10 protein-coding genes are annotated in these 12829 nt (G+C 68.1%); 6 read left to right on the plus strand and 4 right to left on the minus strand.

The genetic code is table 11. The features are described 5' to 3' along the window. Positions 1-152: 152 nt before the first annotated feature. On the minus strand, positions 153-551 hold the full coding sequence (locus tag ACSHSS_RS22760) for a DUF3331 domain-containing protein (protein ID WP_006409845.1): 399 nt from the start codon (positions 549-551) through the stop codon (positions 153-155). 43 nt (positions 552-594) lie between these two features. Continuing rightward, positions 595-1887, minus strand: a complete 1293-nt coding sequence (locus ACSHSS_RS22765) for an NAD(P)/FAD-dependent oxidoreductase (RefSeq protein ID WP_445545570.1) — start codon at positions 1885-1887, stop codon at positions 595-597. A 147-nt stretch (positions 1888-2034) separates the two neighbouring features. Between ACSHSS_RS22765 and ACSHSS_RS22770 the strand changes: the two genes are divergently transcribed. After that, the gene (locus ACSHSS_RS22770) at positions 2035-2688 is read left to right on the plus strand and encodes a TetR/AcrR family transcriptional regulator (RefSeq protein ID WP_060151038.1); all 654 of its coding nucleotides are present in this window, start codon (positions 2035-2037) and stop codon (positions 2686-2688) included. A gap of 24 nt (positions 2689-2712) precedes the next feature. Here ACSHSS_RS22770 and ACSHSS_RS22775 read toward each other — a convergent pair whose 3' ends face one another. After that, on the minus strand, positions 2713-3624 hold the full coding sequence (locus ACSHSS_RS22775) for a LysR family transcriptional regulator (RefSeq protein WP_006396724.1): 912 nt from the start codon (positions 3622-3624) through the stop codon (positions 2713-2715). 108 nt (positions 3625-3732) lie between these two features. On the opposite strand from ACSHSS_RS22775, the gene ACSHSS_RS22780 reads away from it, so the two are divergent. Then, positions 3733-4494 (plus strand): SDR family NAD(P)-dependent oxidoreductase, encoded by a 762-nt coding sequence (locus tag ACSHSS_RS22780; protein WP_445545571.1) that lies wholly within the window; start codon positions 3733-3735, stop codon positions 4492-4494. Between the two features lie 39 nt (positions 4495-4533). On the opposite strand, the gene soxR is transcribed toward ACSHSS_RS22780, so the two are convergent. Next, complete coding sequence (gene soxR / locus ACSHSS_RS22785; RefSeq protein WP_012216763.1) at positions 4534-5013, minus strand: redox-sensitive transcriptional activator SoxR; 480 nt, start codon at positions 5011-5013, stop codon at positions 4534-4536. A 79-nt stretch (positions 5014-5092) separates the two neighbouring features. On the opposite strand from soxR, the gene ACSHSS_RS22790 reads away from it, so the two are divergent. The 4 genes from ACSHSS_RS22790 to ACSHSS_RS22805 all read left to right on the plus strand — a co-directional run bounded on the left by ACSHSS_RS22790 (position 5093) and on the right by ACSHSS_RS22805 (position 12802). Continuing rightward, positions 5093-6295, plus strand: coding sequence for an efflux RND transporter periplasmic adaptor subunit (locus tag ACSHSS_RS22790; protein ID WP_445545572.1), 1203 nt, complete (start codon positions 5093-5095; stop codon positions 6293-6295). A 13-nt stretch (positions 6296-6308) separates the two neighbouring features. Then, positions 6309-9482 carry an efflux RND transporter permease subunit gene (locus ACSHSS_RS22795; protein WP_105844959.1) on the plus strand — a complete coding sequence of 1058 codons (3174 nt, stop codon included), beginning with the start codon at positions 6309-6311 and terminating at the stop codon, positions 9480-9482. Beyond that, complete coding sequence (locus ACSHSS_RS22800; RefSeq protein WP_445545573.1) at positions 9479-10954, plus strand: efflux transporter outer membrane subunit; 1476 nt, start codon at positions 9479-9481, stop codon at positions 10952-10954. Before ACSHSS_RS22795 ends, ACSHSS_RS22800 begins: the two co-directional genes overlap by 4 nt. A gap of 330 nt (positions 10955-11284) precedes the next feature. Beyond that, positions 11285-12802, plus strand: a complete 1518-nt coding sequence (locus ACSHSS_RS22805) for a purine-cytosine permease family protein (RefSeq protein ID WP_445545574.1) — start codon at positions 11285-11287, stop codon at positions 12800-12802. The last annotated feature ends 27 nt before the right edge of the window (positions 12803-12829 follow it).

Consider the following 12829-nt stretch of genomic DNA (forward strand, 5'->3'; position numbering starts at 1 on the left):
CGAAGCCGAAGCCGAAGCCGAAGCCGAAGCCGAAGCCGAAGCCGAAGCCGAAGCCGAGGCGCGCTGCGGCGAACAGGCCCGTCGCACCCATCGCATCATGGCCGCCCGAGCGCGGGCAATCAGGCCATCAGACCTTCAAGGCTTCAGGCCATTTACGCCGCTTCGGCGGTGCGAGCCGCATCGAGGCACGTCGCCAGCACCATCGCAGCGGCATTCCCCGGCGTCGATCCAAGCAGTTGCGGTGCATAAACGCTATCGCCGATCTCGATCGGCTGCCCCGACAGCGCACAGACGCCCCGTCGCCGCGTCGTAAACAACCGCCACTTCTGATACCCGTAATGCCCGGTACACGCATCTCGCCACGAAATCATCGCGGTGTCCGGCGTCGGCCGCTCGAGTACGCTGATCGTCGGCCGGCTCGCCGGATCCCATGGCGGCAGCCGGTCGCGCGTCACCGTGCGGCGCCGCGGCGCCTGCCAGGACGCGGGCGGCATGTCGAAGCTGCCGATCTCGGCGACGGTTCTGATCCAGGATGTTGCACTGTTGTCCATGTCTGTTTTCCTCGAAACACTACGCGATGCCAGGCGCACGGCATCAGGACAGGCGGATACGCGGCTGCACGCAGCCGTTGATGCGTTCGGCGATCCACAGCATCGTGGCCTTGCGGAACCCGTGCAGCGCCTGCTGGTGTCGCCGGTACAGCATCAGATGACTGAGCTGCGCGAACCGGCCGCGAATGAAGCCGCCGCGAAAGAAGCCGAACTGCCCGAGCGTGCCGAACGCGTCGTAGTCGCTCAGCGATACGAGCGCACCGAAGTCGTGGAACGCGAAAGCCGGCATCGGCTTGCCGTCGAGCCATGCCGGCAGGTGCTTTGCCAGATGTTCGGCCTGCTGCGTCGCGACCTGCGCGGTTGGCGGCAGCGGCCGCTCCTGGCCGTTGGGCAGCAGGCTTGCGCAATCGCCGATCGCGAAGATGCGCTCGTCCGTCGTTGCCTGCAGCGTCGGGCCGACGACGATCTGGTTCGCGCGATTCGTGTCGAGGCCGCCGAGCGCCTGCATGAACTCGGGCGCTTTCACGCCGGCCGCCCACACCATCAGATCCGCTTCGGCAAACGAATCGTCGCCGTAGTGGAAGCCGTTCGAAGCGGCCGACGTCACGCGCGTGGATGTCAGCACCCGGAAGCCGATCCGTTCGAGCTGTTGCTGCGCCGACGCGGAAATCTTCGGCGGAAACGCGGCGAGGATGCGCGGGCCGCTTTCGAGCAGCGTGAGCTGCAGCCGCTCGCGCACCGTTGCATCGCCGTACGCCTGCGCGACTTCGAGCAGCCGGCTCAGTTCCGCCGCGAGTTCGACGCCGGTCGCGCCCGCGCCGACGATCGCGACGCGCAGCGCTTCGTCGCGCGCCACGCTGCGAAACACGCGCATCCGCAACGCTTCGTTGAAGGCCTCGGCCTGACGCTGGCTGTCGATGAAATAGCAGTGCTCGCGCACGCCCGGTACGCCGAAGTCGTTGGCCTGGCTGCCGAGCGCGAGGATCAGCACGTCGTATTCGAGTTCGCGCGCCTCGAGCACCACTGCGCCGTCCTGCGAACGGATCTCGCCGAGCCGCACGCGCCGGCGTGTGCGGTCGAGCCCTTGAAGCTCGCCGGGCTGATACGTGTAACCGTGCTCGCACGCGTGCGCGACGAAGATCACCTGCTGTTGCTGCACGTCACGCGTGCCGGCCGCGATCGTGTGCAGCATCGGCTTCCACACGTGGGTCGGGCTGCGGTCGACGACCGTGACCTGCGCGCGCCCGGACTTGCCGAGCCGTTCGCCCAGACGCGTGGCGAGCTGCAATCCGGCGATCCCGCCGCCGACGATCACGATGCGAGTAGGGGTTGTCATGAATAAATCATCACGTGATGAATAAGGTATGATCCTAGCGCTTTCGGGCTCCGGGTGTCAACGGAGTCAAGCGGGCCCCCGTTTTTTTGATCGCATGAAACGGGGCTGAACACCGGCGATCGAACCACACGACAGGAGCAGCAACACGTGGTTGGAGTTACTGAGCGCGCGCCGTCGAAGCGGCGCACGCGCGGGCGGCCGTCGGCGGGCGAGACCGTCGGGCCGGACGTGATCTTGCGCAGCGCGCGCCGCACCTTCGCGAAGCGCGGCTACGACGCGACGAGCGTGCGCGAAGTCGCACGCGAACTCGGTGTCGACGCGGCGCTGATCGCCCATCATTTCGGCTCGAAGGAAACGCTTTGGCTGGCCGTCGTCGAACAGATCGTCGAACTGGCCGAACCGATGTTCGATGCGCTGCGCGCACTGCGCACGTCGTCGCTGCCGCATCGCGAGCGCGTGCGGCGCGCGATCGAGCTCTGCGTCGATCACGAGTTCGATGAGCCCGACATGGGCATGTTCTTTTCAACGGCGGCGACCGAAGAGGGCGCGCGGCTCGACCGGCTGCAGGAGCGGCTGGTGCGCCCGTATCACGACGCGATGGTGCCGTTGCTCGACGAGGCGATGCAGGCCGGCGCGATCCGCCGGACCGATCCGAACGTGCTGTTCTTCATGGTCGCAAGCGCGATCGGCATGACCGTTTCGTACAGCCACATGATGCTCGAGTACACGTCGCTGCCGACGCGACAGGCCGAGTTCAAACGGACCGTGCTCGAAGTCGCGCTGAATCTGCTCGGCGATTGAGCGTGACGCGCGCCACGCGCGCGCTCACGTTGCCGCGTTGAGTCCCAGTTCGCGCACCGCGTGACGCGCCGTGTCGCGCAACGCATCGACGAGCGGCGACGGCGTGCGATAGGCGAGCGCCAGTTCGTACGCAAGCGGGCAGCCGGCGCCCTTCAGTTCGCAAAACGTCATGCCGGGCGGCTGCACCGGCACGAACAGGCGCGGCATCAGCGCAACACCGATACCGCCGGCGACGAGCCCGGCCGTCGTCTGCATCTGACGCGGCTGCTGCACGACGCGCGGCGTGAAGCCGGCCTGCGCGCACGCGGTGACGATCCGCGCATGCATGCCGGGGCCGTGATGCGCGGCAAACAGCACCCACGGTTCGTCCGCCAGCTCCGCGAGCGCGATGCGCCGGCGGCGCGCCAGCCGGTGTCCATCGGGCAGCGCGGCAACCATGCGGTCGCGCAAGAGTGGCTCGATGTGAACGTCGCCGGCATCCGGCACCGGCAGCACGACGAGCCCGACATCGGTGCGATCCTGACGCAGCGCCAGCACCTGCTCGGCGGTCGTGCCTTCCTCGAGCTGGAAATCGACGTGCGGATGCCGCTCCTGGAACGCGCGCAGGATCGGCGGCAGCAGGGCATTGACGGTGCTGTCGACGAACCGCAACCGCAGCGTGCCGCCGAGGCCCGCACCGGCACGGCGGGCTGCGATCATCGCGCGCTCGGCCTGCTCCAGCGCGCGCCGCGCTTCGAGCAGGAACGCGTCGCCGGCCGGTGTGAGCGCCGTGCCGCGGTTGTCGCGGGCGAGGAGCATGACGCCGAGTTCGTCCTCGAGTTTGCGGATCGCCGCGCTGAGCGGCGGCTGCGCCATGTGCAGGCGCTCGGCGGCGCGCCGGAAGCTGAGCGTCTCGGCGACGGCGATGAATTGCCGGAACTGGCGCAGATCGATCATGCGATACCTTCCATGTATCAGTTGATCATCGAATTCGTATTTTATCTATCGCGCGGCGTCGACCAGACTTCCGGTGTCATTCATTGTCGACATTCGGGAGGGCAGGTCATGACAGGTATTGAACCGCAGCGCACGGCGCTGGTGACGGGTGGGTCGAGCGGGATCGGTTTCGCGATCGCGCGGCGCTTGAGCGACGACGGTTATCGCGTCGCGATCGTGGCGCGCGATGCGCAGCGGCTGGCAGCGTCGGTCGCGCAACTCGGCGACGCGGCACTCGGGCATGCGGCGGACCTCAGCGTGCGGCGCGATGCGGAAGCGGCCGTCGCCGCGATCGTCGCGCGCTGGCCGCGCATCGACGTGCTGGTCAACAACGCGGGCCTGACGCGGCGAGTCAGCGCCGATACGCCGCTCGACGATGCCGAGGCGGCATGGGATGCGGTAATCGAAGCAAACCTGAAGAGCGCGTTCGTCACGACGCTGGCCGTGCTGCCGCATCTGGCCACACACGATGCGCGCATCGTCAACGTCGGCTCGATCGCCGCGCGTGCGGGCAGCCTGCTGCCGGGCGGCCTCGCGTACGCGGCGGCCAAGGCAGGCGTCGAAGGATTCACCGTCGCGCTTGCGCGCGAACTGGGGCCGCGCGGCGTCACGGTGAATACCGTCGCGCCGGGCTATATCGCGGATACGCGCTTTTTCGGCGATGGCGGCGTCGCGTCGGACATCGCGGCGACTATCCGTGAGCAGACGCCGGTCGGCCGTGCCGGGCAACCTGCCGATATCGCGGACGCGGTCGCCTGGCTCGCGAGCCCGCGCGCGGCGTTCGTCACGGGCGCGACGATTGCGGTGAACGGCGGCTGGCGGGTCGGGTGACATGCCGGCCGGCGCCGGCCGTGATCCGCATCACGCACTTCATTCCGGAACGGCCGGCGGCGGATCGCCGAGCCAGCGCCGCGCGCCGGGCCCGTTGCGGCCCGCGCGGTCCTCGGGATTGGTCAGCTTGCAGCGCTTCAGCGACAGGCAGCCGCAGCCGATGCATTCGTCGAGATTGATGTAAAGCCGCTGCAATTCCTCGATGCGGCTGGCGACGCGCTGCTTCCAGCCGCGCGACAGCCGCTGCCAGTCCTTGTTCGTCGGCGCGGTATCTTCCGGCAGGCTCACGAGCTGCTCGGCGATTTCGTCGAGCGTATAGCCGATCTTCTGCGCGAACACGATGAACGCGATCAGCCGCAGCACGGCGCGCGAATAGTGACGGTGGCTCGACCCGTTCCGGTGCGACTTGATGAGTCCGCGCGCTTCATAGAAGCGCAGCGTCGAAGCCGGCACGCCGCTGCGCGCGGCGACTTCGCGGATCGACATCAGCGGCCATTGCGGAACTTCCTGGATACCCATGATGCCCTCCGGGAAAGCTTGACTTGAAGTTAACTTGAACTTTTAAGCTACGCGGCAGTTTAACCCGTCGCGAGGCAACATGCTCTCCCTCTCTTTCCGCAGGACCTCGCCGTTGGGCGCGGCCTGTGTCCTGCTGCTGGCGCTGTCCGGCTGTCACGACGGCCAGGGCGGTGCGCCGAGCGCGCCGTTGCCCGAGGTCGGGGTTGCGACCGTCGTTCCCCGTACCGTAAGGATCGCCGATGAATTCAACGGCCGCGTCGAAGCCGTCGATGCGGTCGAATTGCGGCCGCGCGTGAGCGGCTATCTGCAACGGATCCGATACAAGGAAGGCGATCTCGTCGCGCAGGGCGCGGTGCTGTTCGAGATCGATCCGCGCCCTTACCGGATCGCGCTCGATCGCGCGATCGCGCAGCAGCAGCGCGCGCGTGCCGCCGAGCACCTCGCGCGCGTGCAGCTGCAGCGCGTGCAGACGCTGATCGACGCGCATGCGACGTCGCAGGAAGAACTCGACAATGCGCGTACGGCGGCCGAGCAGGCGCGCGCCGATTTGCAGGCGGCCGATGCGGCCGTCGCCGACGCGAAGCTGAACCTCGGCTTCACCGAAGTGCGCGCGCCGATCGCGGGCCGCGTCGGCCGTGCGCTCGCGACAGCCGGCAATCTCGCGCGTGCGGACGACACGCTGCTCACGACCGTCGTATCGCAGGATCCCGTCTACGTGTACTTCGACTGCGACGAACAGAGCTATCTGCGCTACAACGCGCAGCGCGCGGATCCGGCGCATCGTGCGATCGGCGCCGATCCCGTGCGCGTCGGCCTCGCGAACGAAACGGGCTTCCCGCACGCGGGCACCGTCGACTTCCTCGACAACCGGCTCGACCCGCAAACCGGCACGATCCGCGCGCGCGTGCGGCTGCCGAATGCGGACCACACCTTCACGCCGGGGCTGTACGCACGCGTGCAACTCGTCAGCGGGCGCGAGCGGAGCGCACTACTCGTCGACGACAAGGCCGTGCTGACCGATCAGGACCGCAAGTACGTCTACGTGATCGGCCCCGGCGACAAGGCGCTGCGCCGCGACGTGACGATCGGCCGCGATCTCGACGGCCAGCGGATCGTCGAGAAGGGGCTGAATGCGGGCGATCGCGTCGTCGTCGACGGCGTGCAGCGCATCTACTATCCGGGCGCGCAGGTCAAGCCGAAGCCGCAACCGGCGCGCGCCGATGTGCAACCGGGCGGCGCCGCGCAGGCCGTCGCCGATGCCGGCGCGCCGGCCGCGCAATAACGGGAGGCATGCGATGGATTTCTCCCGTTTCTTCATCGACCGGCCGATCTTCGCGGTCGTGCTGTCGATCGTGATCTTCGCGCTCGGTCTGATCGCGATCCCGATGCTGCCGGCCGGCGAGTATCCGGAAGTCGTGCCGCCGAGCGTCGTCGTGCGCGCGACCTATCCGGGCGCGAACCCGAAGGAGATCGCCGAATCGGTGGCCGAGCCGCTCGAGGAAGCGATCAACGGCGTCGAAGGGATCATGTACATGAAGTCGGTTGCCGGGTCGGACGGCAGCCTGCAGGTCGTCGTCACGTTCCTGCCGGGCGTCGATCCCGACACGGCGGCCGTGCGCGTGCAGAACCGCGTGAGCCAGGCGCTGTCGCGTCTGCCCGACGAGGTGCGGCAATACGGCGTGACCACGCAGAAGCAATCCCCGACACCGCTGATGTACGTGAGCCTCTATTCGCCGGACAACAGCCGCGATTCGCTGTATCTGCGCAACTATCTGACGTTGCACGTGAAGGACGAGCTGTCGCGGCTCACGGGTATCGGCGACGTCGGCGTGTACGGCTCCGGCGACTATGCGATGCGACTCTGGCTCGATCCGAACCGCCTCGCGTCGCGCGGGCTGACCGCGAGCGACGTGATCGCGGCCGTGCGCGAGCAGAACGTGCAGGTGTCGGCCGGCCAGCTCGGTGCGGAGCCATCGCCGAAGGCGCACGATTTCCTCGTGTCGATCAACGTGCGCGGCCGTCTGCGCACCGAGCAGGAGTTCGGCGACATCGTGCTGCGCACCGGCGACGACGGGCAGGTCGTGAAGCTGTCCGACGTCGCGCGCATCGAGCTCGGCGCCGGCGACTACACGCTGCGCTCGTATTTCAACGACAAGCATTCGGCGGTGGTCGGCATCTTCCTGTCGCCGGGCGCGAACGCGCTCGACGTCGCAAAGGCCGTGTATGCGAAGCTCGACGAGCTGTCGAAGCGCTTCCCGCCCGGCGTCGCATACCGGCCCGTGTGGGACCCGACCGTGTTCGTGCGCGAATCGATCCGGGCGGTACAGCACACGCTGATCGAGGCGGTCGTGCTCGTCGTGTTCGTCGTGATCCTGTTTCTGCAGACCTGGCGCGCGTCGATCATTCCGCTCGTCGCGGTGCCGGTGTCGGTGGTCGGCACGTTCGCGTGGCTCTATCTGCTCGGCTATTCGATCAACACGCTGACGCTGTTCGGGCTCGTGCTTGCGATCGGGATCGTCGTCGACGATGCGATCGTCGTCGTCGAGAACGTCGAGCGCAACATCGCGCAGGGGTTGAGCCCGCGCGACGCCGCGCATCAGGCGATGCGCGAGGTCTCGGGGCCGATCGTCGCGATCGCGCTCGTGCTGTGCGCGGTATTCGTGCCGATGGCGTTCCTGTCCGGCGTGACCGGCCAGTTCTACAAGCAGTTCGCCGTGACGATCGCGATTTCGACCGTGATATCGGCGATCAACTCGCTGACGCTGTCGCCGGCGCTCGCGGCGAAGCTGCTGCATCCGCACGGCGCACCGAAGGATGCATTGACGCGCGCGCTCGACCGCGGTTTCGGCTGGCTGTTTCGTCCGTTCAACCGCTTCTTCGAGCGCAGTTCCGATCGCTATCACGGCGTCGTCGCACGCACGCTGAAGCGGCGCGGCGCGGTGTTCGCCGTCTACGCGGCGCTGCTTGCGGCGACTGCGCTGTTGCTGCACGCGGTGCCGGGCGGCTTTATCCCCGTGCAGGACAAGCTGTACCTGTTCGCGGGCGCGAAGCTGCCGGAGGGCGCATCGCTCGCGCGCACGAGCGCGATCACCGAGCAGATGACGAAGCTCGCGTTGCAGACCGACGGCGTCGAGATGGTGCCGGCGTTTGCCGGGCTCAACGCGCTGCAGGGTGTCAACACGCCGAACATCACGAATGCGTACGTGATCCTGAAGCCGTTCGATCAGCGCCGCCGCAGCGCCGCGCAGATCAATGCGGAGTTGAACGCGCGGTTCGCGACGATCGGCGGCGGCATCACGTATGCGCTGATGCCGCCGCCGATTCAGGGGCTCGGCAACGGTTCCGGCTATGCGTTGTATCTGGAAGATCGCGCGGGGCTCGGCTACGGCGCATTGCAGAACGCGCTCGTCGCGTTCCAGGCCGCGGTCGCGAAAACGCCGGGGATGACCTATCCGGTCAGCTCGTACCAGGCGAACATTCCGCAACTCGAAGTGAAGGTCGACCGGCTGAAGGCGAAGGCGCAGGGCGTCGCGTTGACCGATCTGTTCAGCACGCTGCAGGTCTATCTCGGCTCGATGTACGTGAACGACTTCAACGCGTTCGGCCGCGTGTATCGCGTGATGGCGCAGGCCGATGCCGGCCACCGGCAGACGGCCGCCGACATCGCGAACCTGCGCACGCGCAACGCGAAGGGCGAGATGGTGCCGATCGGCTCGATGGTGACGGTCGTGCCCGCGTACGGGCCGGACCCGGTCGTACGCTACAACGGCTATCCCGCCGCCGATCTGATCGGCGACACCGATCCGAAGACGATGTCGTCGTCGCAGGCCATCGCGAAGCTCGAACAGATCGCGAAGGACGTGCTGCCGCCGGGCATCACGCTCGAATGGACCGACCTCAGCTATCAGCAGGTCACGCAGAGCAATGCGGCGATCGTCGTGTTTCCGCTCGCGGTGATGCTCGTGTTCCTCGTGCTCGCGTCGCTGTACGAGAGCTGGACGCTGCCGCTCGCGGTGATCCTGATCGTGCCCGTCTGTATGTGCGCGGCGCTGTTCGGCGTGTGGCTGTCCGGCGGCGACAACAACGTGTTCGTGCAGGTCGGTCTCGTCGTGCTGATGGGACTTGCGTGCAAGAACGCGATCCTGATCGTCGAATTCGCGCGCGAACTCGAGATCCAGGGCAAGCGCACGATCGACGCGGCGCTCGAAGCGTGCCGGCTGCGTCTGCGCCCGATCGTGATGACCTCGGTTGCGTTCATCGCCGGGTCGGTGCCGCTGCTGATCGGCAGCGGTGCCGGCAGCGAGGTGCGCGCGGCCACCGGCGTGACCGTGTTCGCGGGGATGCTCGGCGTCACGCTGTTCGGGCTGTTCCTGACGCCGGTGTTCTACGTGACGATCCGCAAGCTCGCGGGCGGCACGCCGACCGTGTGGCACGAACAGCACGGCACGCTGGAAGGAGAGAACCGATGAGCGCCGCATTCCGATTTTCAGCGCTCGCGATGGCCGCGATGCTGTCGGCGTGTGCCGTCGGCCCGGACTTTGTGCGGCCCGATACGGTCACGGCCGCACGCTTCGCGCGCGACGCGCATCCGGCGACGCAGGACGGCTCGCCGCCCGATGCGTCGGCCGATGCCGACGCCGCATTCTGGCGCGGCTTCGGCGATCCGGCGCTGAGCGCGCTGATCGAGGCCGCGCTCGCCGCGAACCAGGATCTGGCGCTGGCGGTGTCGCGCTACGACGCATCGAACGCGCTGCTGTCGCAGGCGCGCTTCGATCGCTATCCGACGGTCACTGCGAGCGGCCGGATCGGCCATCAGCTGACGAGCAAGGATCAGGCGTTCGGCGCGCCGCGCAGCGAGCGCGACACGCCGATTTCGAGCGTCGGCATCAACGCCGGTTGGGAGCTCGATCTGTTCGGCCGCGTGCGCCGTTCGATCGAATCGCAGCGCGCCGAAACGGCCGCGAGCGCGGCCGACGTGCGCGCCGTGCGGGTCGCGATCGCGGCCGAGGTCGCGGCCACGTACGTCGACTTGCGCGGCTCGCAGGAACGGCTGCGGATCGCGCGCGACAACGCCGCGAACCAGCAGCAGACGCTCGCACTGATCAATGCGCGCGTCGCCGCGGGCCGCGGCTCCGAGCTCGATGCGGCGCGCGCACGCGCGCAGTACGAGGCGACGACCTCGCGGATCGCCGTCTATGAAGCGGCGATCGGCGTCGACGAGCATCGGCTCGCGGTGCTGACCGGACAGCGGCCCGATGCACTGGTCGGTCGATTCAACGTGCCGGCCGGCGCGCCGTTGCCGACGCTTGCCGCCGACATCGATCCCGGCACGCCCGGTGATCTGCTGCGCCGGCGTCCCGACGTCGCGGCGGCCGAGGCGCGGCTGCATGCGGCGACCGCGCGGATCGGCGTCGCGACGGCCGATCTGTTTCCGCGCTTCACGCTGTCGGGCCTGCTCGGCAGCGCGACGAGCAGCTACGGATTTTTCCGCTCGGGCAGCGACACGAACCTGATCGCACTCGGCATCGACTGGTCGTTTCTGGACGTCGGCCGCGTACGCGCGCGCATCGCCGCAAGCGACGCCGAAGCGGCGGGACAGCTCGCGCAATACCGGCAGACCGTGCTCGGCGCGCTCGAAGAAACCGAGAACGCGCTGCTGCGCGTTGCCCGCACGCGCGACGAGACCGCGCATCTGACGCGCGCGGCCGCCGACAGCGCGCGCGCCGCGCAGCTCGCGCAGACGCGGTTTTCGGCCGGTGCGATCGACTACTACGAAGTGCTCGATGCACAGCGTACGCTGCTGCAGGCGCAGGATGCGGCGGCCGACGGCCGGATGCGCAGCGCCGCGTCGACGGTCGCGCTGTACAAGGCGCTCGCCGGCGGATGGCCGCCTTCGGGCGGGGCGCGCGAACCGGCGCAGCGGGCGGACGCGCAGCCTTAGCCGTCGTTGCGGCGGGTGCGGTGGTCGCGGTCGCTGGATGGCCAGGTGGCCAAGTGGCCCAGATCGTCGCACCGGGGGGCGCGGGTTGCGGACGACCGGTTCGCGCCCGCCGCCGCAGCGAGCGCTCGCCCGCCATCCGGCGCGATATCCCGAGCGCGCCGTCCCGCGTGCGCGCCAGCCGGGAAAACATTGTTCTCCTTCGTCGTAAACGTCTCAAATGCGCAATATTTGCGCGTCCCGATCTGGTTTAGAGTGGCCGCGAATCGATGACGATGCGTCGTGCGGCCGCAGCAGCGGGCCGTACCGATGCACCAGAGGAGTAGGAGACAAATGGCTGAAGGCAGGATTACGCAAGTCGAGTCGTTCGGTTTCGAGCGCATCCCCGACGCGTCGCGCTACGCGCGGCCGATCGATCTGTTCCGGCTGCTGTTCGGCGGCTGCAATACCTTTTCCACGTCGGTGCTCGGCAGCTTTCCGGTGCTCGTCGGGCTGTCGTTCAAGGCCGGCGTTTGCGCGATCGTGCTCGGCGTGCTCGCCGGCACCTGCATCCTCGCGCCGATGAGCCTGTTCGGGCCGCGCAACGGCACGAGCGACCCCGTATCGTCCGGCGCGCATTTCGGCATCCACGGCCGGATCGTCGGCTCGTTTCTCGCGCTGCTCACGTCGATCGCGTTTTTCTCGCTCGCCGTATGGAGTTCCGGCGATGCGCTCGTCGGCGGCGCGCATGACATGGTCGGGGTGCCGGTCAACGGCTTCACGCTCGGCGCCGCATACATGGTGTTCGCGGTGCTCGTGCTGATCGTCTGCATCTACGGATTTCGCTTCATGCTGTGGGTCAACAAGATCGCGGTGTGGGCGGCAAGCGTGCTGTTCGTGGCCGGCCTGTTCGCGTTTGCCGGGCTGTTCGACGTGAACTATGCCGGCTCGCTGCATGACGGAAGCGCAGGTTTCTGGGCCGCGTTCGTCGGTGCGGTGCTGGTTGCGCTCAGCAACCCGGTGTCGTTCGCGTCGACGCTCGGCGACTGGGCGCGCTACATTCCGCAGCACACGCCGAAGCGTCGCGTGATGGGCGCCGTGTTTGCCGCGCAGATCGCGACGTTCGTGCCGTTCTTCTTCGGCCTCGCGACCGCGACGATCATCGCATCGAAGGCGCCTGCGTTCATCGCATCGAACGACTACGTCGGCGGCCTGCTTTCGATCTCGCCGCGCTGGTTTCTGTTGCCGATGTGCCTGATCGCGATCATCGGCGGGATGTCGACCGGCACGACGGCGCTGTACGGCACCGGGCTCGACGTGTCGAGCATGTTCCCGCGCTTGCTGACGCGCGTGCGCGCGACGCTGCTGATCGGCACGATCGCGATCGCGTTCATCTTCATCGGCCGCTTCTGGTTCAATCTCGTCGAAAGCGTGTCGACGTTCTCGACGCTGATCTGCACCTTCAGCTGTCCGTGGATGGCGATCATGGTGATCGGCTACGTGACGCGACGCGGCTACTACCTCGCGGACGACCTGCAGGTGTTCAACCGCGGTTTGCGCGGCGGACATTACTGGTTCGCGCACGGGTGGAACCTGCGCGCGATGGGCGCGTGGCTGCCGGCCGCGTTCGTCGGCCTCGCGTGCGTGAACCTGCCGGGCCAGTTCGTGGGGCCGCTCGGTCATCTGGCCGGCGGGCTCGACCTGAGCGTGCCGGTGTCGTTCGTGGTCGGCGCGGCGCTGTATATCGTGCTGCTGACGCTGTATCCGGAGCCGGACGGCGTGTACGGTCCGCAAGGGCGCCGCTTCGTGCGCGGCGGCACGGCGTCAGCGCGCAGCGGCGGCGCGCCGTCGATTCAGCCGAAGGGGTACTGAGCGTCGCGTTTCGGTACGTTACGTCGC

The organism is Burkholderia sp. BC1 (assembly GCF_052683555.1).

Excerpts from the sequence above, each read along its gene's own strand:
- ACSHSS_RS22760 (WP_006409845.1), bottom strand. The coding sequence starts at position 551 with ATGGACAACAGTGCAACATCCTGGATCAGAACCGTCGCCGAGATCGGC.
- ACSHSS_RS22765 (WP_445545570.1), bottom strand. The coding sequence starts at position 1,887 with ATGACAACCCCTACTCGCATCGTGATCGTCGGCGGCGGGATCGCCGGA.
- ACSHSS_RS22775 (WP_006396724.1), bottom strand. The coding sequence starts at position 3,624 with ATGATCGATCTGCGCCAGTTCCGGCAATTCATCGCCGTCGCCGAGACG.
- ACSHSS_RS22780 (WP_445545571.1), top strand. The coding sequence starts at position 3,733 with ATGACAGGTATTGAACCGCAGCGCACGGCGCTGGTGACGGGTGGGTCG.
- soxR (WP_012216763.1), bottom strand. The coding sequence starts at position 5,013 with ATGGGTATCCAGGAAGTTCCGCAATGGCCGCTGATGTCGATCCGCGAA.
- ACSHSS_RS22790 (WP_445545572.1), top strand. The coding sequence starts at position 5,093 with ATGCTCTCCCTCTCTTTCCGCAGGACCTCGCCGTTGGGCGCGGCCTGT.
- ACSHSS_RS22795 (WP_105844959.1), top strand. The coding sequence starts at position 6,309 with ATGGATTTCTCCCGTTTCTTCATCGACCGGCCGATCTTCGCGGTCGTG.
- ACSHSS_RS22800 (WP_445545573.1), top strand. The coding sequence starts at position 9,479 with ATGAGCGCCGCATTCCGATTTTCAGCGCTCGCGATGGCCGCGATGCTG.
- ACSHSS_RS22805 (WP_445545574.1), top strand. The coding sequence starts at position 11,285 with ATGGCTGAAGGCAGGATTACGCAAGTCGAGTCGTTCGGTTTCGAGCGC.